Below are 23,322 nucleotides of genomic sequence, written 5' to 3'. Positions count from 1 at the left end.
ATGCTCGGCAGACGCTAGCGCGCGCGCGTCGCATGGACAATCCCGCGCGCGTGGCTAGTTTGTCGGGCATGAAACATGACGCAGATATCCTGATTGTGGGCGGCGGGCTGAACGGCCCCGCTTTGGCGCTGGCGCTGGCCCAAGGGGGGCAGTCGGTTGCGGTGATCGACGCGCGCCCCGCCGGGTCGCGCGCCGAGGATGCCTTTGACGGGCGCGCCTATGCGCTGGCGCTGGCCTCGGTCCGGGTGCTGCAGGCACTGGGGATCTGGCGCGACCTGAAAGATAAAACGCAGCCGATAATGGGGATCAAAGCCAGTCAGGGCCATGCCGGGCAAGGCCCGTCGCCGCTGTTTCTGGGCTTTGACGCCGCCGAAATCGAAGAAGGCGTCATGGGGCAGATGGTCGAAGACCGGCACCTCTACGCCGCGTTCCTCGACGCGATGGCGGCCGCACCGGGTGTGACGCTGCACTCTGGCGCACGGGTTGTGGCGCAAGAGACCGGGCCGCAGGGCGTGGCGGTAACGCTGGACGACGGGCGCGTGCTGCGCGCGCGCGTGCTGGTCGGCTGCGACGGGCGCGACAGTGCCGTGGCCCAGCGGGCCGGGATCAAGCGCTGGGGCTGGGACTATGGCCAGACCGGGCTGGTCTGCGCGCTTGCGCATGAGCGCTCGCATGAGGGCGTTGCGCATCAGTTTTTCATGCCGCCGGGACCGCTGGCGATCCTGCCACTGCCGGGGAACCGGTCGTCGATAGTCTGGAGCGAGCGGACAGACACGGCTGACGCGATCCAGGGGCTGAGTGACGCGGACTATCTGGAAGTCCTGCGCCCCCGGTTCGGGGATTTTCTGGGCGAGATCGGTCTGGCGGGAAAACGCTTTGCCTATCCGCTGCGGCTGACCATTGCCGAGCGCTTTGTCGCGCAGCGGCTGGCGCTGGTCGGCGATGCGGCGCATGGCGTGCATCCGATCGCCGGACAGGGCTTGAACCTGGGGCTGCGCGATGTGGCTGCACTGGCCGAAGTGCTGATCGAGGCCGCGCGGCGCGGCGAGGATATCGGCGCGCCGGATGTGCTGGAGCGCTATCAGGCCTGGCGCCGGTTCGACGTCACGCGGATGGCGCTGGGGATGGATGCGGTAAACCGGCTGTTTTCGAACGGCAACCCGCTGCTGGAGGCGGTCCGGGGTCTGGGGCTGGGCGCCGTCAACGCCCTGCCCGGCCTGCGCCGCCATTTCATCCGCGAAGCCGCCGGGCTGAATGCCGCCGAGCCGCGGCTGATGCAGGGTGAACCCGTCTGAGAGGTCGCGGCTCGGGGGGCATCGAGCCCCCTCTCGCCGCGGCGCGCGTACCGCGCGCAGGGGGCCAGCCCCCTCGGCCTTGCGGCCTCACCCCCGGCGTATTTAGGGCAAGATGAAAGCGGTTAGAGGCGCGAACAATTTATCTAAAATTCGCGATACTCATGCGTGCCGGCGTTCAACATCGCTTTTCAGCCTGCCTTAAATACGCCCTTTGCAACACCTGCCACCCGCTCACGTCCCCCGAGGCTTGGCGCGCAGCGTCGGGTCCGCTTCACGCGGGTTTTCCGGCCAGGGGTGGCGCGGGTATTGGCCACGCATGTCCTTGCGGACATCGGCGTAAGACGTGTCCCAGAAGCGCGGCAAGTCCGTAGTCACCTGAACGGGCCGCTGGCCGGGACTGAGCAGCGTCACTTTCAGCGGCAGGCGGCGAGGGCCGATGCTGGGGTGCTCGGTGGTGCCGAACATTTCCTGCAGCCGCACGCTGATTTCGGGCTGGCCATGGGCATAGTCGATGGGCACCTTGCGGTGCATCGGTGTGATGAAATGCGCAGGCGCGAGTCGGTCGAGCAGTTGCTGTTGCTCCCAGTCCAGCGCGTGTTTCAGCGCCTCGGTCAGGTCCAGCGCCTTGAGGTCATCCGCTGTGCGGATCCTGGTGAGATACGGCAGCAGCCAGACTTCGGCGCGGGCGGTCAGGGCATCGTCGGTGAAATCCGGAAGGGCTGTGCCTTCTGCGCGCAGCAGCGCCACGCGCGACTGCAGGCGGCGGGCGGCGGGGGTCATGCCGCACAAGGCCAGCCCCAGCGCGCGCACCCCGTCTAGGGCGGCCTTGGCCCGCGCCTCGGGCGGTGCGGCCCAGTTGCGCTCTGCCAGCACCAGAGCACCCAGCGTTTCGCGGGATTTTGCGGTGATGCGGTTTTCGCGCTGGCTCCATTCGCAGAGATCTTGCCAGACGATCCGCTCGGCGAACAGGTCGCGCAGCGAGGCTTCGCTGATCGGCAATGCCTGGCGTATCCGCGCCTCGCGCGGATCGCCATCCAGATCGGTCGCCACGATCAGGCGGCTGTTGGCCAGCGGATCGGCGGCGTCGAACACCGCCCCCTTGCCGCCCGACAGCAAGTAGCGCGGCTGGTCGCCCTTGCGCCGCTGACCGATCCGGTCGGGATAGGCCAGCGCGGCCATTTCGGCCGGGTCCAGCCCCTGATCCGAAGGAGCAAGGCGGGCGAGACGTTTGGCCTCTTGCCGGATCCGCTCGAGCGTCTCGCGCTGCAGCGGCCAGGGGTGGTCGCTGGCATAGGCGCGCGGGTTTTCCAAAGCCTTCAGCCGCAGCGACAGATCGGCGGGGGCACCGTTCAGCGGGTCGCGGTCGGCGATCAGGGCGGCAAGGGTGGCCGCCGGTTTGCCCGCCCGCAGGAGCATATGCGCCAGACGCGGATGCAGCGGCAGCGCCGCCATGGCCTTGCCATGGGGGGTGATGCGGTCCCCGGACAACGCCCCAAGATCGTGCAGCAGCGCCCGTGCTTCGGCCAAAGGACCGGGCGGTGGCGGGGTGAGAAAGGCGAGGTCGGACGAGCCCCAGAGCGCCAGATCCAGCGCCAGTCCGGTAAGGTCGGCGGTCTCGATCTCGGCGGGCGCGAAGGCGGGCAGCGCCCCCTCTTGCCCCTTGGTCCATAGCCGGTAGCAGATCCCCTCGGCCACGCGCCCACCCCGGCCCCGACGCTGTTCGGCCTCGGCCAGACTGACGCGTTCGGTCACCAGCCGCGACATGCCGGAATTCGGATCGAACCGCGCCCGCCGCGCCTGCCCGCCGTCAACCACCACGCGGATGTCGGGGATGGTGAGCGAGGTCTCGGCGATCGCCGTCGCCAGCACCAGTTTGCGCCCGCTCTGCGCCGGGGCCAGCGCCGCGCGCTGCGCCGCGAAATCCATCGCGCCAAAGAGGGGGTGCAGGTGCACCTCGGCGGGCAAGCGTGAGGCCAGAAGCGCGGCGGTGCGGCGGATCTCGCCTTCGCCGGGCAAGAACACAAGGATGCCGCCCTCGGTCTCGGCCAGTGCTTTGAGGGTCAGCTCAGCCACCGCCTGCGGCAAGCGGGTCTCGCGCGGCACCGGGGCGTCCAGCCAACGGGTCTCGACCGGGTAAGCGCGCCCCTCAGCCGTGAGCAAGGGCGCGCCCCCCAGCAGCGCCGCCACCGGAGCGGCATCCAGCGTCGCCGACATCACCACCAGATGCAGATCCGGGCGCAGCGCCGAGCGCGCCTCCAACACCAGCGCCAACCCCAGATCGGCGTTCAGGGACCGTTCGTGGAATTCGTCAAAGATCACCGCGCCGATGCCGTCCAGCGACGGGTCGGATTGCAGCATCCGGGTCAGAATGCCCTCGGTCACCACCTCGATCCGGGTCGCCTTTGACACCTGCGCCTCGCCCCGGATGCGGTAACCAACGGTCTGGCCGACGGATTCGCCCAGTGTTTCGGCCATGCGCTCGGCGGCGGCGCGGGCGGCAAGACGGCGGGGTTCGAGCAGAACGATCCGGCCCTTGGTGCCCGCCAACAGCGCCAGCGGTACGCGCGTGGTCTTGCCGGCACCGGGCGGCGCTTGCAGCACAGCCTGCCCCTTCTCCGACAACGCCGCGACCAGCGCGGGCAGAAGCGGATCGATGGGGAGGGGCGCGCCGGGAAATTGCATGGTGGTTTTATGCGGGGCCGGACGGGTGAAGGGAAGAGCCCGCGCTCGGTTCGGGTTGCGAGCGCCGGGGGCCAGCCCCCGGACCCCCGGGATATTTAGCGAGCAAAGAGGCGCAAATTTGAGTAAAATTGTCTGTAACCAGCCTGACATGTCCTTTCTTTGCTCTTCAAATATCCTCCGGGGGGTGAATTCGGCTTTAGTCGAAGAGGGGGGCTGAAGGCCCCCCTTCTTGCGCGCCGCGACAGCGGCGCGCCGGGTCGCCCGAGGCCGGGGCGGCGCAAGCCGTCCAGACCGAGGGCGAAATCCCGCCCCGCACTTGGGGCTTGAGCGGGGGCCAGCCCAAGGCTAGACCGGGCGGCGAAAAGGGGGCTCCTATGTCGTTCAACAGTTTTGGCCATCTGTTCCGCGTGATGACCTGGGGCGAAAGCCACGGACCAGCCCTTGGCGCAACCGTGGACGGCTGCCCGCCGGGCGTCCCGCTGTCCGAGGCGGATATCCAGCCGTGGATGGACGCCCGCAAACCCGGCCAGAACCGCTTCACCACCCAACGGCGCGAGGCTGACGCGGTCGAGATCCTGTCAGGCGTCTATGAGGGCCGTACAACCGGCACGCCGATCCAGCTGATGATCCGCAACACCGATCAGCGCTCGAAAGACTATGGCGAGATCGCAAAGACCTTCCGCCCCGGCCATGCCGACATCACCTATTGGCAGAAATACGGCATCCGCGATCCGCGCGGCGGTGGACGGTCCAGCGCGCGCGAAACCGCCGCGCGCGTGGCGGCAGGCGGCGTGGCGCGGCAGGTGCTGTCGGCGCTGGCCCCGGGCCTCAGCGTTACCGGCTATATGGTGCAGATGGGCCCGCGCCTGATCGACCGCGCGCGCTTCGACTGGGACGCCATTGCCGCCAATCCCTTCTGGTGCCCCGATACCGAGACTGCGCGGCTCTGGGCAGATGATCTTGACGCCCTGCGCAAGACCGGCAACTCGGTCGGTGCGGTGGTCGAGGTCGTCGCGCGCGGCGTTCCCGCCGGTCTGGGTGCGCCGATCTATGCCAAGCTCGACAGCGAGCTGGCCAGCGCGATGATGACCATCAACGCCGTCAAAGGTGTCGAGATCGGCGCCGGGATGGCCTCGGCCGCGCTCACCGGCGTCGAGAACGCCGACGAGATCCGCATGGGGCCGAACGGGCCCGAGTATGGCTCGAACCACGCGGGTGGCGTGCTGGGCGGGATTTCGACCGGGCAGGATGTCGTCGTGCGCTTTGCGGTCAAGCCGACTTCGTCGATCCTGACCCCGCGCCATTCCGTTACCCTCGACGGGCAGGACACCGACGTCGTCACCAAGGGCCGCCACGACCCCTGCGTCGGCATCCGCGCCGTTCCGGTGGGCGAGGCGATGATGGCCTGCGTGCTGCTCGACCAGCTGCTGTTGCACCGCGCCCAGATGGGCGAGGGCCTGCGCGGCTCCATCGGGTAAGCTGGCAGCCCCTCGTCGCCCGGGCGAGTGAGATTGTGCGCCCGTTCCCGGCGCAGGCGATGGCGGCGACGCTGAACCGGGGCGACAATTTCGCCCCCGGCACACCCCTGCCGCCCCTGTGGCACTGGTTCCACGCGCTGCCGGTCTATCCTCTGGATCAGGCCGGGCCGGACGGGCATCAGGCGCTGGGGCATTTCCTGCCGCCCCTCCCCCTGCCGCGTCGGATGTGGGCCGGAGGTCAGCTAACCTTTCACCGGCCCCTGCGGATCGGGGCCGAGGTCACGCGCACATCGGTCGTGACCTCGGTGGTCGAGAAACAGGGCCGCAGCGGCCCCATCGCCTTTGTCACCGTCGCCCACCGCTGGCACGATACCGACGGCCCGCTGATCACCGAGGATCAGGACATCGTCTACCGCCGCGCCGACGCTCCGCCAGGTGCCGTCGAGCAGGCCCCTGAGGGCGAGACCCTCAGCCGGGGGATGACCGCCGATCCCGTGCTGCTGTTTCGCTACTCGGCGCTCACCTTCAACGGCCACCGCATCCATTATGACCGGGCGTTCTGCGCGACCGAAGGCTACGACGGCCTCGTCGTGCACGGCCCGCTGCTGGCAACGCTGCTGCTGGATCTGCTGCGCGTCGAAGGCGGTGCCCTGCCCCAAGGCTTCCGCTTTCGCGCCAAGGCGCCGATCACCGATGGAACGCCGTTCACACTTTGCGGGGGGATCGACGGAGCCGAGGCGCATCTGTGGGTGCGGCGCGCCGATGGGGTGCTGGCGATGGAAGGCTGGGCAGGCCTTTAGAGCCGCTTTTCGAAATACACGCGGTCGAACCCGTCGGTGACCCGGCGGTCGGTCTGGGTGAAGCCGAGGTACGGGTAAAGCGTCAGGTTCTCGGTCATCGCGGCATTGGTGTAGAGCCGGATCGCGCCCAAGCCTTGAGCCCGCGCGAGCGCCTCTGCGCGGTCCATCAGCGCGCGGCCCAGTCCCTGACCAGCGGCTTCGGGCAGCACGGCGATCGCATCAAGATAGAGATGATCGCCCAGCGGCCAGAACGCCGCATAGGCAAGGGCAGCACCGTCACCGGCAACCCAGACGCACCCGTCAGCGATCAGCGTGGCGTAATCGGCATCCATCGGCGCAGGACGCCGCCCGATTCGCGGGATGTAGCGGGCATAGGCAGCCTCGGCGCAGGCGCGAATCGCCCCAAGGTCAGCGGGGGTGGCAAGACGGATCATGCCCCCGTTTGAATACCAAAGCCCTCATAAGGGAAAGCCCCGCCGAAGCGGGGCCTTCCGAATATCAGCCTTGGAAAGGATCAGGCAGCAGCCTTGGCGATCTCTTTCTTGATGGCCAGAGCGCGGGTCGACAGTTCGACATCTTTCGCCTTGGCAAGGAACGAGTCGAGGCCACCACGGTGGTCGACCGAGCGCAGGGCAGCAGCCGAGATGCGCAGTTTATAGGCACGGCCCGTGGCATCTGACGCCAGCGTGACATCCACCAAGTTCGGCAGGAAGCGCCGCTTGGAACGGTTGTTGGCGTGGCTCACGTTGTTGCCCGACATCGGGCCTTTACCGGTCAATTCGCAGCGGCGCGACATGGTGTCATCCTCGTCTGGTTCAGTCGGGCACCGGGTCCACGAAGCGGGGGCGCCGTCAAAAGCTTAGAGCACTGGCAAGCAGTGCCCGGAATATCGAACGGGGTCTTAGGGTGAATTCGCACCCTCGTCAAGGGATTCGCCACACTTCGTGAGCGAAGATACCATCGCCCGTGCTGCAGCCCCTGCTGCGGTCTCGCCCCGCGCGACGGCAGCGGCGAAATCGGCCATGCGGGCGCGCGCGGCAGGGGTCTGCAGCTGCGACAGCAGCGCCTGCCGCACCTCCTCGGTAAACCAGTGGCGCGCCTGCTCGGCACGGCGGCGGTCCCAGTGGCCCTGCTCCTTGCGCCAGCCCGACAGCGCCGTGATTTCGGCCCAGACGGCATCCAGCCCCCGCTCTTCCAGCGCCGAGGCCGTCATCGCCTTGGGGAAACCCGGAGCATCCTGCGGCCGCGGGCGCAGCAGATGCAGGGCACCGGCGTAATCGGCGCGCGTGCGCTGTGCGGCGGCTTTCAGATCGCCGTCGGCCTTGTTCACCACGATCATGTCGGCGGCTTCCATGATGCCGCGCTTGACCCCCTGCAATTCATCGCCACCTGCCGGGGCGAGCAGCAGCACAAACACGTCCGACAACTCGGCCACCACGGTCTCGGATTGCCCGACGCCCACCGTCTCGATGAGCACCACATCGAAACCCGCCGCCTCGCACAGCGCCACGGCTTCGCGCGTGCGCCGCGCCACGCCGCCCAGATGGGTCTGGCTGGGTGAGGGCCGGATGAAGGCGCCAGGCAGGCGCGACAGCCGCTCCATGCGCGTCTTGTCACCCAGGATAGAGCCGCCGGTGCGGGCCGAGGACGGATCGACCGCCAACACGGCAACCTTGAGGCCCTGCTCGACCAGCAATGTCCCGAAACTCTCGATGAAGGTCGACTTGCCAACCCCCGGCGTGCCGCTCAGACCGATCCTGAGCGCCTGCCGCCCGTGCCCGGCCAACTCCTCCAGCAACTCGGTTGCTTGTACCCGATGATCTGCGCGGGTCGATTCCACCAAGGTAATCGCCCGCGCCAAGGCGCGGCGGTCTGCAGACAGGATGCGGGTAGCGAGTTCACTCATGGCAGGCCTCTCAGTTGCCACCGTGATGCCCAACCGGCGACGGGCTGTCCAGTGGAAGGCCGCGAAAGGGGGTTTTCTGCCCCCTCTTTGGCTGACGCCAAATTCACCCCCGAGGATATTTTTTAGACAGAAAATGCGGCGTTAAGATCGCGTTAACCACATTTTCTGTCCTCAACTATCCTCCAGGAGGGTCCGGGAGGATGGAAAATCCTCCCGGGCGGGTCTGGGCGGCAGCCCAGCGCGGCGCGAGCGGGCTCGATGCCCGCGAGCGCCGCCCCCCCGCTGCTCAGTGCGTGCTGAACGGCTCGAGGTCGTTCTCACGCGCCACAAAGAACGCCGATCGGCGGTCCTGCGTCAGCGCAAGGCATTCGCCGTCCACCCGGTGCACGCCCCAGACCTGCGTTCCGCCGGGGATCTGCGCGCGGATGTCATCGGGCAGAGTATCGGGATCGATTTGCCGGATATAGGCGATCTTGCCTTCCGGGGTGTAGGCATAGGGAGTTTGCATGTCTCGCGTCCTTTCAGCCACGGGTGATGGGGATCGTACGAACAACGGTCTCGGGCTCGCAGCGTTCCAGGGTGATTTGCAGCAGGCCGTTGTCCATATGCGCGCCGCTGACCTCGACCCCCTCGGCCAGGGCGAAGACCCGGCGAAACTGACGCGTCGCAATGCCGCGGTGCAGGAAGACGCGCTCAGGCTCGGGATCGTCCTGCTGGCCGTGGATCACCAGCTGCCTGTCTTCCAGTGTCACTGCGATATCGGCAAGCGCAAAGCCCGCGACGGCCAGGGTGATCACAAACCGATTGGGCTCGGCGAGTTCGATGTTGAAGGGCGGATACCCTTCAGCCCCGGCGCGCGCCGTGCGTTCAACGAGCCGTTCGAGCGGCTCAAACCCCAACAGCAACGGATGCGAGGGAAAAGCAAATTTTGTCATGGCCTTGTCCTGATCACAGCGACGCGGGTCCCGGCCCCCATAGAGTGCGGCTGACCGGGGTATGGAAAGAATATGTGCATCCTGCGCCGACCCTGCAAGGGGGCGCGAAGTCTTTGCCAGAGCAGCGAAAACACGCTAGAGTGCGAAAAAATAAGATCGAGTCGAACCGCAATGAACGCTCCCACCGAGTTGAACCACGAAGAGGTGCTGCGCGTTAAACTTGAGGTTCTGCGCCGCGAGCACCGTGATCTGGATGAGGCCATCGCTGCCATGCACGACCGGGGCACGGGTGATGAACTGGCGATGAAGCGGCTGAAAAAGCGCAAGCTCTCGCTGAAAGATTCCATCGCGCGGATCGAAGACGAACTGACCCCCGACATTATCGCCTGAGACGACTTTCCCTCACAACCGGGTGTCGTGCTGTTGAAAGACTCGCGCGGCGGGTGCTGATGCGGCTACGCTTCGCGCATCTATTTGACCTGAATTTTCCTCACCGGCCCTTGCCCATCCTTTTCAATGGAGCGCCCATGACCCGCCCGATTTTCGCGCTGACCGCTGCCCTTTTCACCGCCATCACCCTGCCCGCCGTCGCGCAGGACGGGATGGTCTGGAGCTACGATCGCAACATCGAAGCCTCGCCGCTCGATACCTATCTGGGACTGACCTATGGCATCCCCCAGACCGATGCAGTTCAGGCGGCAGTCACTTGCGCAATCGGCGCGAACTGGGTTTACGGCAGCGTGACCGTCGGTGCCGATGTCGATGGTTTGGCCGACGGGGCCGACGTCGCCATCACCTTTCAGGCTCCCGGGTATTCCGCGACCCATCAGGGAACTGTGATCCGTCAGGAGGAGGGGATCTGGGGCGTCAGCTTCGCGGTTGATCTGACCGATCCGTTCTGGAACGCCCTGATGATGCAACCGGCGTTGACCTATGGCGTGCCCGGTCGCCCGACACTGACCCTGCCGCTGGCCGGGGCGGATATTCCGACCCATGACTTTCTGGGTGACTGCAACCAGATCGGCGACCTGCAGCCCGATGCCGCGCCTGCCGCCAACAAATAGCGGCGCTCAGTGGGACGGGATCGTGCCCTCCCAGAGCACAACCTTGGTGCCGCCCATGTCGATGGGCGCGCCCAGCGGCTTCAGCGGCAGGCCGGTCGCCTTGACCAGCCCGGCATCCGGCGACACCAACCCCAGCCGCCAACCGGCGAATCCTTCGCCCAGCACCCGCCCCAATGAGCCATAGAGCGCGAACAAGAGCTTACGCTCGCCAATCCGCGCGCCCCAGGGCGGGTTCACCAGCACCAGCCCCGGCGCCGCGCCTTCGGGCGGCGTCAGATCGCTGATCGGCTTGCGGTCGAACTGACACCAGTCGCTGACCCCGGCCCGCGCCGCATTCGCCCGCGCGCCACCTACCGCCCCCTGATCGCGGTCCGAGCCGAAGAACCGCAGCACCGGCGTCACCGCAGGCGTGCCCTTGAGCGCCGCGAAACCCGCCGGGTCATAGCTGGCCAACTGCTGAAACGCGAAAGCGCGGTCGCGGCCCGGCTGCAGCCCGGCGGCAATCTCGGCCGCCTCGATCGCAAAGGTGCCCGAGCCACACATCGGATCGACCACCGTCTGGCTGCCGTCAAAGCCCATCTGCCGCAGGATCAGCGCTGCCAGCGTCTCGCGCATCGGGGCCTTGCCGACGGCCTCCTTGTGGCCGCGCTTGTGCAGGCTCTCGCCCGAGGTATCCAGACTGATCGTCACCAGATCATCCTCAATCCGCGCCTTGACTACGATGGCGGCCTCGGCGGCGGCGGGGACGATGGGCGCGCCCAGTTCCTCGCGAATCGCGGTCTCGATGCGCTGGGTGGCGGCCTTGGCGTGGTAAATCTTCGACTGGCGGCAGGTCGTCTCGACCCGCACGGGCAGATCGGCGCGCAACACGCCCGCCCAGTCCACCTTGCGCGACCGCTTGTCCAGCTGCGCCAGATGCATCGCCCGGAACGAGGCAATCCGCACCAGCACCCGCGTGGTCCCGCGCAGCACCAGATTGGCGCGCCAGACTTCGGGCCAGCCGCCCTTGGCCTCGACCCCGCCGGGCACGACGGTGACGCCCTTGAAGCCGGCGGCGCGCGCCTCGTCGGCAAGCGTGGCTTCAAGGCCGGGAACGGCGGTCAGGAACAGCGTGTCAATCATGCCGCGAGCCATAGCGTCAAACGCCCGCATCCGCGAGTGTCTTTGCATCCGCCCCGCAAAATGCTAGGGCGCGCGAAAGCAACATCCGGAGGGCGCGATGACCGTGGACGTGGGACTCATCATGGGCAGCCAATCGGACTGGCCGACGATGCGCGAGGCTGCGGCGATTCTGGACGAGCTGGGCATCACCTATGAGGCGCGGATCGTCTCGGCCCACCGCACGCCGGACCGGCTGTGGGACTATGGCAAGACGGCAGCGGGGCGCGGGCTGAAGGTGATCATCGCCGGGGCCGGAGGGGCTGCGCATCTGCCCGGCATGATGGCGTCCAAGACGCGGGTGCCGGTGATCGGCGTGCCTATCCAGACGCGGGCGCTGTCGGGCGTGGACAGCCTCTATTCCATCCTGCAAATGCCGCGCGGCTATCCGGTCGCGACAATGGCCATCGGCGGTGCTGCCAATGCCGGGCTGATGGCGGCGCAGATGCTGGCGGTGAGTGACGCAGCGCTGGCCGAGCGGGTCGATGCCTGGCGTCAGGCGCTGTCCGACTCCATCCCGCAGGAGCCCCGCGATGAGTGAGCCCCTCGCCCCCGGCGCCTGCATCGGTATCCTGGGCGGCGGTCAGCTGGGCCGGATGCTGTCCGTCGCGGCGTCCCGCCTGGGACTGCGCACCCACGTTTACGATCCGGGCGCGAACCCACCCGCCGGGCATGTGGCGGAACGGGTGACGACGGCAGACTGGGAAGACGAAGCCGCCCTGCGCGCCTTCGCCGCCTCGGTCGATGTGATCACCTATGAATTCGAGAACATCCCCACCGCCACGCTGGACCTGCTGGAAAGCCTGCGCCCCGTGCGCCCCAACCGCCGCGCGCTGGCGATCAGTCAGGACCGGCTGACGGAAAAGGACTTCCTCACCGGGCTGGGCCTGACCACCGCGCCTTACTGCGACGTGCCCGATATGGCCGCGTTGCAGGCGGCGCTGGCCGAGCACGGCGCACCCGCCATCCTGAAAACCCGCCGTCTGGGTTATGACGGCAAGGGTCAGGCGCGGATCATGGAGGCCGGGCAGGCCGACGCTGCGCTGCCCGAGATGGGCGGCGCCGAGGCGATCTTCGAGGGCTTCGTGCGCTTCACGCATGAGGTCTCCGTCATCGCCGCGCGCGGGCTGAACGGCGAGGTCTCGTGCTACGACCCCGGCGAGAATGTCCACGAGGCCGGCATCCTGCGCACCACGACAGTGCCCGCACGGCTGGCCCCCGGTCAACACATGGACGCCGTGTTGCTGGCCGGTAAGATCCTGAATGCGCTCGATTATGTCGGCGTGATGGGGGTGGAGCTGTTCGTGACGCCCAAGGGGCTGGTGGTCAACGAAATCGCTCCGCGCGTGCATAACTCGGGCCACTGGACGCAGGCGGGCTGCGCGGTGGACCAGTTTGAGCAACACATCCGCGCCGTGGCGGGCTGGCCGCTGGGCAATGGGCAGCGCTATGCGGATGTGGTGATGGAGAACCTGATCGGCGATGACGTCGACCGGGTGCCCGCGCTGTCGCGCGAGGCCGACACGCAGATCCACCTCTACGGCAAAGGCGCTGCCCGACCGGGCCGCAAGATGGGCCACGTCAACCGGGTGACACGCGGGTAACGGGGGCGCTGCCCCCGCGCGCTTCGCGCTCCCCCGGGATATTTAACAGAGCAAAGAGGGGCGGTTAACAAAAGGTTAACGCCGCTCTTTGCTCTGCAAATATCCTCGGGGGGTGAAGTCGCTGCAAGCGAAGAGGGGGGCTGACAGCCCCCCTTTCCCGGTCTCAGACGCTCAGGCAGATGTATTTGAGTTCGAGGAAATCCTCGATCCCGTGGTGCGAGCCTTCACGGCCCAGCCCGGATTGCTTGACGCCGCCAAAGGGTGCGACCTCGGTCGAGATGAGGCCGGTGTTCACCCCGACGATGCCGTATTCCAGCGCCTCTTGCACGCGGGTCACGCGGCCGATGTCGCGGGCGTAAAAATAGCAGGCCAGCCCGAAGATCGTGTCATTGGCGTAGCCGATCGCCTCTTCTTCGGTCTCGAACTTGAACAAGGGGGCCAGCGGCCCAAAGGTCTCTTCCTGCGCGACTTTCATCGACTGGGTTACCCCGGTCACCACCGTCGGCTGAAAGAACGTCCCGCCCAGTGCGTGCGGCTTGCCGCCGGTCATCAGCGCGCCGCCATGGTCGAGCACGTCCTTGATGTGGTCCTGCACCTTTTCGACCGCCTTGGCGTTGATCAGCGGCCCGGTGGTCACGCCGGACTCCAGCCCGTCGCCGACGTTCAGCTTCTCGACCGCCACCCGCAGCTTTTCGGCGAAGGCGTCATAGACCCCGGCCTGCACGTAGATCCGGTTGGCGCAGACGCAGGTCTGGCCGTTGTTGCGGAACTTGGACATCATCGCGCCCTCGACCGCCGCATCCAGATCGGCGTCGTCGAACACAATGAAGGGCGCATTGCCGCCCAGTTCCATCGAGCATTTCATCACCTGATCGGCGGCCTGTTTCAGCAGGATACGCCCCACTTCGGTCGAGCCGGTGAAGGTCAGCTTGCGCACAACCGGGTTCTCGCAGAATTCCTTGCCGATGTCGGACGAGCGCGACGAGGTGACGACGGACAAGATCCCCTTGGGCAGCCCGGCGCGTTCCGCCAGCACCGCCATCGCCAGCGCGGAAAGCGGCGTTTCCGCCGCCGGGCGGGCGACAAAGCCGCAGCCTGCCGCCAGCGCCGGGGCGACCTTGCGCGCGATCATCGCGTTGGGGAAGTTCCACGGCGTGATCGAGGCGCAGACGCCGATCGGCTGTTTCAGCACGGTAATCCGCTTGTCGCGCATATGGCCGGGGATCGTTTCGCCATAGACGCGCTTGGCCTCTTCGCCGAACCATTCGACGAAAGACGCGCCATAGAGGATCTCGCCTTTGGCTTCGGCCAGCGGTTTGCCCATTTCGGCGGTCAGGATGGTGCCCAGATCGTCGGCATTGGCTACCATCAGGTCGTACCATGTGCGCAGCACCGCCGCGCGTTCCTTGCCCGTGCGCGCTGCCCAGTCCTTCATCGCGGTATTCGCCGCCGTGATGGCGCGCGCGGTTTCGACGCGGCTGAGGTCGGCCACGCGGGCGATGACGTCCCCACGGGCCGGATTGATCACGTCGAAGGTCGCGCCGTCGTCCGCATCAATCCACGCGCCCGCGACAAAGGCGCGGGTTTCGAGCAGTGAGGGGTCCTTGAGAAGGCCGCGAAGATCGGTAGGTTGGTCCAGCATGGGGTCCTCATCATCGAATGGCCGCCAGAACGGCGTTTGGATATCCAGAGCACATAATACTTAACAACACAAGTAATGACCCCGGTATGACCAAAGACCTGAGCCGCGACTACGCGAACGGCGACTTCATCGCCGATGCCGCCACCTATCCGCCACGGTGGGCTGACGAGGCAGCCGCGTTGCGCCTCAGACTGGGCGACCGGGCCCGGACCGGCCTGCGCTACGGCACCGACCAGCGTCAAACCTTCGATCTGTTCCTGCCTGAGACGACACCCGTCGGGCTCATGGTCTTCATCCATGGGGGATACTGGATGGCGTTCGATCCGGCAAGCTGGTCCCATCTGGCCGAGGGTGCGCTGGCGCGGGACTGGGCAGTGGCCATACCGGGCTATACGCTGGCACCCCAAGAGCGGATCGCGTCGATGACGGATGAGGTAGAAGCGGCGATCACCATGGCCGCCGAGATGATCGACGGCCCGATCGTCATCACCGGCCATTCCGCCGGCGGGCACCTGTCGGCGCGCATGGCCTGCGCGGATCGTGCGCCGGTCTGGGCTGACCGGCTGGTGCGCGTGGTGCCGATCTCGCCGTTGGCGGATCTGCGCCCGCTGATGCAGACCGGCATGAACGACACGCTGCATCTGGATGCAACTGAGGCGGCGGCGGAAAGCCCCGCCCTGCTGGCCAAACGGCCGCAGGTCGACTGCACCGTCTGGGTCGGCGCGCAGGAGCGCCCCGCCTTCCTGTGGCAGGCGCGCCTGCTGTCCGAGGAATGGGACTGCCCCTGGCACGCCGCGCCGGGCCTGCACCATTTCAACGTGATCGACGATCTGGCCGATCCCGAGAGTTTGCTGGTGCAGACCCTGCTCGACTAGGCGTCAGACGCGCTCGAGCGTGACGTCGATATTACCGCGCGTGGCGTTCGAATACGGGCACACGGCATGCGCGGCCTCGATCATTTTTTGCGCCAGTTCGTCTTCAACGCCCGGCAGCGAGACTTTCAACGCGACTTCCAGACCGAAGCCGCCTTCGCTGCGCGCGCCGATGCCGACCTGCGCCGAAACGGTCGCGTCGTCGGGCACAGTGCCCAGTTTCTGCATGCGGGCTGCGGCGCGCAGGGCGCTGAGGAAGCACCCGGCATAGCCCATCGCAAACAGTTCTTCAGGGTTATGGCCTTTGCCGTTGCCGCCCATTTCGGTCGGGGTGGCCATCGTCACGGTCAGCGAGCCCGAATCAAGGCTGGTGATTCCGGTGCGACCGCCGCCATTGGCGGTGGCAGAAGTGCGGTATTTAACGTCGACGCTCATGGAAAGCTCCTGTCGCTTATGATTATGTCGTGCACGATAGAAATAGCGCCGTGAGATGCGCATGTCAATCGCTTGCGCCTTTATCGTGCACGATATATCCTGACACGATGACCCTCGCCCCTGCCGACATGCTCTGTTTCTCGCTCTACTCCGCCCAGCAGGCCATGCAGGCGGCGTATAAGCCGTTGCTCGACCCGCTTGGTCTGACCTATCCGCAGTATCTGGTACTGTCGGCGCTCTGGACGCAGGACGGCCCGCAGACCGTGGGCGCACTGGGGGCGGCATTGGGGCTGGAGACGAACACGCTCACCCCGCTGTTGAAACGCATGGAAACCGCCGGCCTGATCGCGCGACGCCGCGACGCGGTGGATGAGCGTCAGGTGCGCATCTCGCTGACCGAAAAGGGACAGGCGCTGCAACCGCAGGCACTTGATGTGCAGCGCTGCTTTTTCGAGGCAACCGGCCTGTCCTTGACTGAGGCCAAGCAACTGCGCGACCAGATCACCGCCCTGCGCGACCGGCTGAACCCGCGCTCAGAGCTTTGAGCTGATCACGCCGGTGTTGAAACCGCCCATGCGCAACTCGCCGAACAGGCGCTGATACTCGATCTTGGGGCAGCGGTTCTGGATGAAATCCACCCCGCGCTCGGCACACATCGCCCGCGCCTCGTCACTGGTGACGCCGATCTGCAACCAGACGGTTTTCAACCCCGGCAGATGATCCAGCGCCGCCCGCACGATGGGCGCGACATGTTCCGAGCGGCGAAAGACATCCAGCGTATCCACGGCTTGCGGCAGATCGGTCACATCGGCGACCACGGTTGCGCCAAACAGCTGCTCGCCCGCATGGCCCGGGTTAACCGGAACCACCGCCTTGCCCTTCAGCTTGAGATAGCGCGCGACGAAATAGCTGGGGCGCACCGGGTTGGGCGATACGCCGACCACAGCAACGGTCTTGATGCGCTGCAAGATCTTGCGCAGCGCCGCATCATCGGGGGCATCAGGAAAGGACGGCACCGCGCCGTCCTTCGGGGGAAGAGTATCGGTCATATGAGGCTCCGGTCTGGCGACACCCTCACCCGGCATCGCCTTGAGAACAAGGAGAAATAAAAAGCGCCCGGTAAAAACCGGGCGCGAGTTGGGAACGAGGGACAGTGGAGGAAACGCGAGAGTTCCTGCTCAACGCTTCATGTGACAATATGAGCGCTCTTCGCGAAAATAAAAGACCGGTCGCGATTTCGTGATTAACCCGCCCTTAAGCCTTAACGCCCCACCGTCGCCGCGTACAAAGAAACCGCCGCCGCGTTCGACACGTTGAGCGAGCCGAAGCCACCCGCATAAGGCACCCGCACCAGCGCATCGCAGGTCTCACGGGTCTTCTCGCGCAGCCCCGGCCCTTCGGCCCCCAGCACCAGCGCCACGGGCCGGTCGCCCACAGCCGCAAGGCCTTCGGCCAGCGTCTGCTCGGCTTCGCCATCCAGGCCCAGCAGGGTGAAGCCCATCTTCTTGAGCGACAGCATGGCATCGGCCAGATTGGTCACCCGGAGATACGGCTGGCGTTCAAGCGCACCCGAGGCGGTCTTGGCCAGCGCCCCGGTCTCGGGCGCGGAATGGTGGCGCGGAGCCACCACGGCGCGCGCGCCGAACACCTCGGCCGAGCGCAGGATCGCGCCGACGTTATGCGGGTCGGTCACCCGGTCGAGCAACACCACCACCGGCGCGCCCGCACCCGAGGCGCAGACATCCTCAAAACTGCCCCAGTCCAGCGCCTTGACCTCAAGCGCCGCGCCCTGATGAACCGAATCGGGGGCAAGGGGGGCAGAGAATTTGCGCGGGTCCTCGATCTCGGGCTCCATACCCGAGGTCGCAATCGCGTCGGCGAGCTTGTCGGCGGCGTTCTTGGTGACCAGCAGCCGCAACCGCTCGCGCTGCGGATTGACCAGCGCATCGCGCACGGCGTGCAGGCCGAACAGCCAGACGGTTTCCGCCGCCGAGGCGCGTTTGGCGCGTTCCTTGTCAATTACCCAGGCCGGTTTTTTCATCGCTTTGCCCCCGGAAAAACGCCTTATTGCGCCGGGCAGCCCGCGCGCGCAAGTCAGTCGTCACAATCGCGGCCCGATCCCGCCACGCACGGCACCGTTCCCGCCTCCTCACCTTGTGCCAATTACTCATCCGCCCTCAAAAGCACCGCCACAGTGAAACCGCACGCAAACCCCGTTTTTCCCGCGCTTTCGACCCTTGACGCCCCCTGCCCCCTTCGGTATTCCCCGCGCAGCGTCGGGCGACGTGCTGCAAGGTGCGGCAGCGGACTGTAACTCCGCCGGGGAGACCCACGCCTGGTTCGATTCCAGGGTCGCCCACCATAACACTTTCAACAGGTTATGGTGACAGTCAGCAGATATGGCGGCGTAGAGCCCGCATGTTGCGACAAACCTTATCCCTCATAGCGCTACACCAGTCCCATTCGCGCGACCTGAAAACCTGAATCAGGCCGTCGGGGTGATGATCGGCACATGCAGCGGCGTTCGATGCGTGCCCAGCGGAACTGACGACCTGTTTGCATTATGTTATGTTATATCATACCTATCGACTCACCTTAGATTGAGGAGATGCGGATGAACCGTTCCAGATACCTTGCTACCCTGCTGATGGCCTCTGCCGCCGCGACTGCGCTCGCTGCTGGTGGCTCGGCCGCCCAGGATCACAACGCTGATTCTGCGGATACGCACTACCGGCTCTTTATCGGCGATCATGCCGAAGGCGTGGTTCGCGCCATTGACCTGGAAGACGGCGCCGATGCAGGCACCTTCCGGATCGACATGACCCCCGCACTGACCCGCAGCACCAGCGGGCGCACGATCTTCGCCGTACAAGGAGACGCTGGCGCGGTTGCCGTCATCGACACCGGCATCGACGTCGAGGATCACGGCGACCACCGCGACTTGCACGTGACCGACGCGCGTCTGCTGGACACGGCGATCACCGGCACCCGCCCTGCGCATGTGATCGAAGGCTCGGGGACGATTGCGCTTTTCGACGATGGCACCGGAAGCGTGTCGTTGTTCCCGGAAAGCGCCGTGCTGGACGGCGCGTTTGACCCGGTGGTTCTTGCACCCGGCGCCGCGCATCACGGCCTTGCTGCGCCGATGGGCGACTATATCGTTGTATCGGTCCCGCACGAATCGCCGGACGAGCCGCGCGTCGGCCTCAGGGTGATCGACCGTCAGGGCGCACCGGTGGGCGCGGTGGTGCCCTGCCCGGGTGTCCACGGGCAGGCGCAATCGGCACGGGTCTTTGCGTTCGGCTGCCGCGATGGCGTGGTCATCGCGACCCCTTCGACCGGCGCCGAGCCGCCAGTGCTGGAACACGTTTCAACTGCCGATCTTGGCGAGGGCAATGTCTCGACCCTTCAAGGCGGCACGGTTCTGCAGTTCTTCCTCGGCAACTTCGGCCCGGCAGCGGTCGTGCTGATCGAACCGGGCACCGACGCGCCTTTCCGCCGGATCGACCTGCCAACCCGCCGGGTGGACTTCGCCCTCGACCCGACCAACCCGCGCAACGCCTATGTGCTGACCGAGGACGGCCAGCTTCACCTGCTGGACGTCATCGCTGGCGAGATCACGCAGAGTCTGCGCCTGACAGAACCCTACTCGATGGATGGCCACTGGCGTGACCCGCGCCCGCGTCTGGCCGTGGCAGGCGACCACATCGCAGTGACTGATCCGCGCGCGGGTCTGGTCCGGCTGGTCGGCGTCGACAGCTTTGCACAGGAACGCACGATCCCCGTAGACGGCACGCCCTATACCATCGTGGCCGTGGGCGGGTCCGGCGCGACGCACTGATCCGGGCATAGCGCAAGAACAGCATCCGGTCCTTTGCGGGCCGGATGCGCCAAAGACCGGGCAGATCGGCGCTAAGGTTCCCGACATCCAGATCTCGCCCGGGCAGGATGATCGCCCCGCATCAGAGGGTCAAAGCCTCACGTCCCAAGCCGCGTCATTTGCCGCTTTCCACAAGTCGTTGTGTGATTGGCCCTTCTTCTCCTATGCTTCAGGGCGAAGATCGGTCGGCAGGGATGGCCGAAAGGCGGGTGACATGAATCTGACGCACAAGGAATCGGATCTCGTATTTGCCATCATGCGCGAACTATCGGGCGAGTTTTCGCACGAAGAGGTTCGCATGCGGGTCGGCCGATGGCTCGTCGAGCTTCTGGATGCCGACTATTTCGCGTCCTATGTCTGGGACGATGGCCGCGATCAGTTCGTGGCGGGTGTCAATATCAACATGACGCCCGAAAACCTGTCGCATTACGAAGCCTATTATCAGTTCAATGATCCGATCACCCCGACATTGCAGCGCCGCCGCGTGGCGACCCCGGTCAGTGCGATCATGTCGCATAACCGTCTGCGTAAAACAGAGTTCTTCAATGACTTCCTGTTCCGCGACGGCCTCTATTACGGCATGAACTTTTTTGCCTGGGACCGTGGCAAGAACATAGGCGATCTGCGGGTCTGGCGCGCGCAGGGCAAGGAAGACTTCACCCCGCGCGACGCCGTTCTGGTCGATGCCATCGGCCCGAGCCTGGTTAATGCACTGGTTCGGGCCAACCGCTTGGCCAACGGCAGCGGGGCGGCGCGGTTCTCGCAAAAGCTCGACATCTGGAACCTGACCCAGCGCGAGGCGGAGATTGCCGACATGGTGGTGACCGGCCTGTCAGATGAGGACATCTGCGCCGCCCTGTGCATTTCCAAGTCGACGCTGCGCACGCATGTCGGCGCGGTGTTTCGCAAAACCGGCGCACAGCGGCGCGGGCAGCTGGGCTATATCCTGACCCAGATGTAACCGGGAAATTCATCATTACTGACGATAGCGGCATCGGGTGCTGGCGCGCAGTCTTCGGTCAAAAGACCGGAGAATGCGATGCCCCTTTCGATGACCGAAACGCTTGCCGCCCTTGAAGGCGGGACGCTGACCGCACGCGACCATGTCGAGGCTGTCCTCGACAGTGCCGCGCGGCACGCGGATCTGAATGCCTTTATCACCCTCGACGCCGAGGCCCTGCGCGCTGCAGCTGCGGCCAGCGATGCCCGCCGCGCCCAAGGCAAAGCCGGGACACTGGAAGGGCTGGCGCTGGCGATCAAGGACAACATCGACACCGCCGATCTGCCAACGACCGGCGGCACACCCGCGCTGACCGGCCCTGCCGCTGCCGATGCCCCGCCGCTGGAGCGGCTGCGTGCCGAAGGGGCGCTGGTCGCCGGAAAATCCAACCTGCACGAACTGGCTTTCGGCATCACCTCGAACAATGCGGCCTTTGGTCCGGTCAAGAACCCCTTGGACCCCGCGATGATCGCAGGCGGCTCGTCGGGCGGCACGGCGGCGGCGATTGCCGCCGGGATTGTACCGGCAGGCCTGGGTACGGATACCGGCGGTTCCGCGCGCGTGCCCGCTGCCCTATGCGGCATCGTCGGTTTCCGCCCGACCGCTGGCCGCTATCCCAAGGGCGGCGTTGTTCCCTTGTCGCCGACCCGCGACACCATCGGCCCGATGGGGCGCAGCGTCGCGGATGTGGCGCTGCTTGATGCCGTGATGACGCAGAATTCCCCCGAACTGACGCGCGTCCCGTCAAACGCAATCCGTCTGGGTGTTCCCCGCCGCGTGCTGTGGGAAGGGCTTGAACCCGCCGTCGCCAAGCGCTGCGAGGTCGCGCTGGGGCGGCTGGCCGCAGCCGGAGTGACGCTGATCGAAAGCGACCCCGAGGATCTGTGGGAAGATGACGCCTCGGCGTCCTTCCCAATCGTCCTGTTCGAGACGATGCGCGACCTGCCCGTCTATTGCGCCGCGCGCGGTATCTCATTCGACGCGTTGATGGCCGGTGTTGCGTCACCCGATGTGCGCGGCATCCTTGAAAGCCAGCTTGGCGACGGTGCCATGCCCGAGGCCGCGTACCGCGCCGCGATGGAAATCCACCGTCCGGCGATGCAGCGCAAATGGGCGGCCTGGTTCGCGCAACAGGACCTGCACGGAGCGCTCTTTCCAACGACGCCGCTGCGCGCGCGACCGATTGGCGGGGACGAGACCGTCACCCTCAATGGAGCGGAAGAACCGACCTTTGCCACCTACATCCGCAACACCGATCACGGCTCGGTCATGGGCATTCCCGGCATCAGCCTGCCGCTGCCGGGCGACGGCTTGCCGGTCGGGCTGGCGCTTGACGGCGTGGCCAATGGCGACCGGCGGCTCTTGAGCGTGGCCGCTGCATTGGAACGGTTGCTGCAAGAATAACTGAAAAATCAACAAAACAGGGAGACTGACATGAAACGGCTTTTGATCACGACGGCTTTGGGCCTCAGCCTTGGCGTCGCCGGGGCAGCGATGGCAGATGTGCGGCTGGGCGTTCTGGTGCCCGACAGCGGACCGGCGGGCTTGTTCGGACCCTCGGCCCGGCAGGCGGCACAACTGGCAGCCGAAGACATCAACACAGCGGGCGGCATCAACGGCGAGCCGGTCGAGCTGATCTTCGCCGACGTCGGCCTTCCGCCGGCGCAGGCGGTGCAGTCGGTTCAGCGGCTGTGGCGCGCCGAAGGCGTGCAGGGCTTTGTCGGCATGCACGACAGCGCCGTGCGCGCCGCTATCGTCGGGCAATTGCGCGGGCAGGTCCCCTATGTCTACACCGCCGTCTACGAGGGCGGCGAATGTGCGCCCGGCACTTATGTCACCGGCGAGACCCCGGCGCAGCAGCTGGCACCGGTCATCCCGTGGCTGGCCGAGCATGAAGGCGCGACGAACTGGTATCTGATCGGCAATGACTACAACTGGCCGCGCGACACCAACGCCGCCGCGCAGGAGATCATCGCCGCCAGCGGTGGCTCGGTCGTCGGTGAGGAATACGTGCCGCTGGGCTCATCGGACTTTGACGCGTCTCTGGGCCGGATCCGGGCCTCGGGCGCGGATGCCGTGCTGGTCACGCTGGTCGGGGGCGACTCGGTCGGGTTCAACGTCGCCTATGCCGCCTTTGGCCTTGATGCACAGGCATTGCGGCTGGGGACGCTGATCGAAGAGAACACGCTGGCCGGGATCGGCGCGGCGAACGCCAACCGGCTGTTCGCGTCGATGGGCTTCTTTGCCTCGATCGACAGCGACACTGCGCGCGCCTACACCGACCGGCTGACCGCGCAGTTCGGCGCAGACGCCGCGCAACCCAACGGCATGGGGCAATCGGTCTATGACGGGCTGATGCTGATGGCGGCGCTGGGCAATGCGGCGGGCTCGCTCGACAGCGACGCCGTTGCGGCGGTGGCCGATGGCGCAAGCTTCAGCTCGCCGCGCGGCATGGCCACGCTGGACGGCAACCACGTCGCGCAGACGATCTATCTGGCTGATGGCTCGTCGGGCGCATTCGAGGTGGTCACCAGCTTTGACGCCGTGCCCTCTGGCGTGACCTGCGACTGA

General features: G+C 66.4%; 24 protein-coding genes and 1 tRNA gene. 14 read left to right on the top strand and 11 right to left on the bottom strand.

Annotation, left to right across the window (positions count from 1 at the left end; genetic code table 11):
- Window positions 1-68: 68 nt before the first annotated feature.
- Window positions 69-1,295, top strand: a complete 1,227-nt coding sequence (locus tag EAE28_RS13230) for an FAD-dependent monooxygenase (protein WP_127107002.1) — start codon at window positions 69-71, stop codon at window positions 1,293-1,295.
- Window positions 1,296-1,526: 231 nt separating this feature from the next.
- On the opposite strand, the gene hrpB is transcribed toward EAE28_RS13230, so the two are convergent.
- Entirely contained in the window at window positions 1,527-3,977 is a 2,451-nt protein-coding gene (gene hrpB / locus EAE28_RS13225; RefSeq protein WP_127107000.1) for an ATP-dependent helicase HrpB, read from the bottom strand.
- Window positions 3,978-4,351: 374 nt separating this feature from the next.
- Between hrpB and aroC the strand changes: the two genes are divergently transcribed.
- Together aroC and EAE28_RS13215 are read left to right on the top strand one after the other, a co-directional pair.
- Window positions 4,352-5,455, top strand: coding sequence for a chorismate synthase (aroC, locus tag EAE28_RS13220; RefSeq protein WP_127106998.1), 1,104 nt, complete (start codon window positions 4,352-4,354; stop codon window positions 5,453-5,455).
- 35 nt (window positions 5,456-5,490) lie between these two features.
- Window positions 5,491-6,255: an HTD2 family dehydratase gene (locus EAE28_RS13215; protein WP_246022352.1), complete on the top strand. Its 765-nt coding sequence runs from the start codon at window positions 5,491-5,493 to the stop codon at window positions 6,253-6,255.
- Here EAE28_RS13215 and EAE28_RS13210 read toward each other — a convergent pair.
- The 5 genes from EAE28_RS13210 to EAE28_RS13190 form a co-directional block, all read right to left on the bottom strand.
- Complete coding sequence (locus tag EAE28_RS13210; protein ID WP_127106996.1) at window positions 6,252-6,689, bottom strand: GNAT family N-acetyltransferase; 438 nt, start codon at window positions 6,687-6,689, stop codon at window positions 6,252-6,254. The two genes, EAE28_RS13215 and EAE28_RS13210, sit on opposite strands and share 4 nt — an antisense overlap.
- Window positions 6,690-6,769: 80 nt before the next feature.
- The gene (gene rpmB / locus EAE28_RS13205) at window positions 6,770-7,051 is read right to left on the bottom strand and encodes a 50S ribosomal protein L28 (protein ID WP_127106994.1); all 282 of its coding nucleotides are present in this window, start codon (window positions 7,049-7,051) and stop codon (window positions 6,770-6,772) included.
- Between the two features lie 105 nt (window positions 7,052-7,156).
- Entirely contained in the window at window positions 7,157-8,161 is a 1,005-nt protein-coding gene (gene meaB, locus EAE28_RS13200; RefSeq protein ID WP_127106992.1) for a methylmalonyl Co-A mutase-associated GTPase MeaB, read from the bottom strand.
- Between the two features lie 286 nt (window positions 8,162-8,447).
- Window positions 8,448-8,669, bottom strand: coding sequence for a DUF1150 family protein (locus EAE28_RS13195; RefSeq protein WP_127106990.1), 222 nt, complete (start codon window positions 8,667-8,669; stop codon window positions 8,448-8,450).
- 13 nt (window positions 8,670-8,682) lie between these two features.
- The gene (locus EAE28_RS13190) at window positions 8,683-9,096 is read right to left on the bottom strand and encodes an Hsp20 family protein (RefSeq protein WP_127106988.1); all 414 of its coding nucleotides are present in this window, start codon (window positions 9,094-9,096) and stop codon (window positions 8,683-8,685) included.
- Window positions 9,097-9,267: 171 nt separating this feature from the next.
- On the opposite strand from EAE28_RS13190, the gene EAE28_RS13185 reads away from it, so the two are divergent.
- Together EAE28_RS13185 and EAE28_RS13180 are read left to right on the top strand one after the other, a co-directional pair.
- Window positions 9,268-9,486 carry a YdcH family protein gene (locus EAE28_RS13185; protein ID WP_127106986.1) on the top strand — a complete coding sequence of 73 codons (219 nt, stop codon included), beginning with the start codon at window positions 9,268-9,270 and terminating at the stop codon, window positions 9,484-9,486.
- 137 nt (window positions 9,487-9,623) lie between these two features.
- Window positions 9,624-10,160 carry a hypothetical protein gene (locus tag EAE28_RS13180; RefSeq protein WP_127106984.1) on the top strand — a complete coding sequence of 179 codons (537 nt, stop codon included), beginning with the start codon at window positions 9,624-9,626 and terminating at the stop codon, window positions 10,158-10,160.
- 6 nt (window positions 10,161-10,166) lie between these two features.
- Here EAE28_RS13180 and EAE28_RS13175 read toward each other — a convergent pair whose 3' ends face one another.
- Window positions 10,167-11,282: a THUMP domain-containing class I SAM-dependent RNA methyltransferase gene (locus EAE28_RS13175; RefSeq protein ID WP_127106982.1), complete on the bottom strand. Its 1,116-nt coding sequence runs from the start codon at window positions 11,280-11,282 to the stop codon at window positions 10,167-10,169.
- 97 nt (window positions 11,283-11,379) lie between these two features.
- On the opposite strand from EAE28_RS13175, the gene purE reads away from it, so the two are divergent.
- Entirely contained in the window at window positions 11,380-11,859 is a 480-nt protein-coding gene (gene purE, locus EAE28_RS13170; RefSeq protein WP_127106980.1) for a 5-(carboxyamino)imidazole ribonucleotide mutase, read from the top strand.
- Window positions 11,852-12,922 carry a 5-(carboxyamino)imidazole ribonucleotide synthase gene (locus EAE28_RS13165; RefSeq protein ID WP_127106978.1) on the top strand — a complete coding sequence of 357 codons (1,071 nt, stop codon included), beginning with the start codon at window positions 11,852-11,854 and terminating at the stop codon, window positions 12,920-12,922. Before purE ends, EAE28_RS13165 begins: the two co-directional genes overlap by 8 nt.
- A gap of 163 nt (window positions 12,923-13,085) precedes the next feature.
- On the opposite strand, the gene EAE28_RS13160 is transcribed toward EAE28_RS13165, so the two are convergent.
- On the bottom strand, window positions 13,086-14,564 hold the full coding sequence (locus tag EAE28_RS13160) for an NAD-dependent succinate-semialdehyde dehydrogenase (RefSeq protein WP_127106976.1): 1,479 nt from the start codon (window positions 14,562-14,564) through the stop codon (window positions 13,086-13,088).
- A gap of 86 nt (window positions 14,565-14,650) precedes the next feature.
- On the opposite strand from EAE28_RS13160, the gene EAE28_RS13155 reads away from it, so the two are divergent.
- The gene (locus EAE28_RS13155) at window positions 14,651-15,439 is read left to right on the top strand and encodes an alpha/beta hydrolase (RefSeq protein ID WP_127106974.1); all 789 of its coding nucleotides are present in this window, start codon (window positions 14,651-14,653) and stop codon (window positions 15,437-15,439) included.
- Window positions 15,440-15,442: 3 nt separating this feature from the next.
- Here EAE28_RS13155 and EAE28_RS13150 read toward each other — a convergent pair whose 3' ends face one another.
- Window positions 15,443-15,871, bottom strand: a complete 429-nt coding sequence (locus EAE28_RS13150; protein WP_127106972.1) for an organic hydroperoxide resistance protein — start codon at window positions 15,869-15,871, stop codon at window positions 15,443-15,445.
- A 107-nt stretch (window positions 15,872-15,978) separates the two neighbouring features.
- Here EAE28_RS13150 and EAE28_RS13145 point away from each other — a divergent pair, with 107 nt between their 5' ends.
- The gene (locus tag EAE28_RS13145) at window positions 15,979-16,416 is read left to right on the top strand and encodes a MarR family winged helix-turn-helix transcriptional regulator (RefSeq protein ID WP_127106970.1); all 438 of its coding nucleotides are present in this window, start codon (window positions 15,979-15,981) and stop codon (window positions 16,414-16,416) included.
- On the opposite strand, the gene EAE28_RS13140 is transcribed toward EAE28_RS13145, so the two are convergent.
- Window positions 16,405-16,920 carry a CoA-binding protein gene (locus EAE28_RS13140; RefSeq protein ID WP_127106968.1) on the bottom strand — a complete coding sequence of 172 codons (516 nt, stop codon included), beginning with the start codon at window positions 16,918-16,920 and terminating at the stop codon, window positions 16,405-16,407. The genes EAE28_RS13145 and EAE28_RS13140 overlap by 12 nt on opposite strands.
- Window positions 16,921-17,132: 212 nt before the next feature.
- The gene (gene rlmB, locus EAE28_RS13135) at window positions 17,133-17,912 is read right to left on the bottom strand and encodes a 23S rRNA (guanosine(2251)-2'-O)-methyltransferase RlmB (protein ID WP_127106966.1); all 780 of its coding nucleotides are present in this window, start codon (window positions 17,910-17,912) and stop codon (window positions 17,133-17,135) included.
- A 237-nt stretch (window positions 17,913-18,149) separates the two neighbouring features.
- Between rlmB and EAE28_RS13130 the strand changes: the two genes are divergently transcribed.
- The 5 genes from EAE28_RS13130 (at window position 18,150) to EAE28_RS13110 (ending at window position 23,322) form a co-directional block, all read left to right on the top strand.
- Window positions 18,150-18,233 (top strand) — tRNA-Tyr (locus EAE28_RS13130).
- A 252-nt stretch (window positions 18,234-18,485) separates the two neighbouring features.
- Window positions 18,486-19,712, top strand: coding sequence for a metallochaperone AztD (locus EAE28_RS13125; RefSeq protein ID WP_220443933.1), 1,227 nt, complete (start codon window positions 18,486-18,488; stop codon window positions 19,710-19,712).
- A gap of 253 nt (window positions 19,713-19,965) precedes the next feature.
- Window positions 19,966-20,712, top strand: a complete 747-nt coding sequence (locus EAE28_RS13120) for a helix-turn-helix transcriptional regulator (protein ID WP_127106962.1) — start codon at window positions 19,966-19,968, stop codon at window positions 20,710-20,712.
- A 78-nt stretch (window positions 20,713-20,790) separates the two neighbouring features.
- Window positions 20,791-22,155: an indoleacetamide hydrolase gene (gene iaaH, locus EAE28_RS13115; protein WP_127106960.1), complete on the top strand. Its 1,365-nt coding sequence runs from the start codon at window positions 20,791-20,793 to the stop codon at window positions 22,153-22,155.
- Window positions 22,156-22,185: 30 nt separating this feature from the next.
- A complete protein-coding gene (locus EAE28_RS13110) occupies window positions 22,186-23,322 on the top strand; it encodes a substrate-binding domain-containing protein (protein WP_127106958.1) in 1,137 nt (378 codons plus the stop codon).

Origin of the sequence: Pararhodobacter zhoushanensis (genome assembly GCF_003990445.1) — a bacterium.
Lineage (GTDB): Bacteria > Pseudomonadota > Alphaproteobacteria > Rhodobacterales > Rhodobacteraceae > Pararhodobacter > Pararhodobacter zhoushanensis.
Note: the sequence above shows the minus strand (reverse complement) of the source record. Positions and strands in the feature narration are given on the sequence as shown.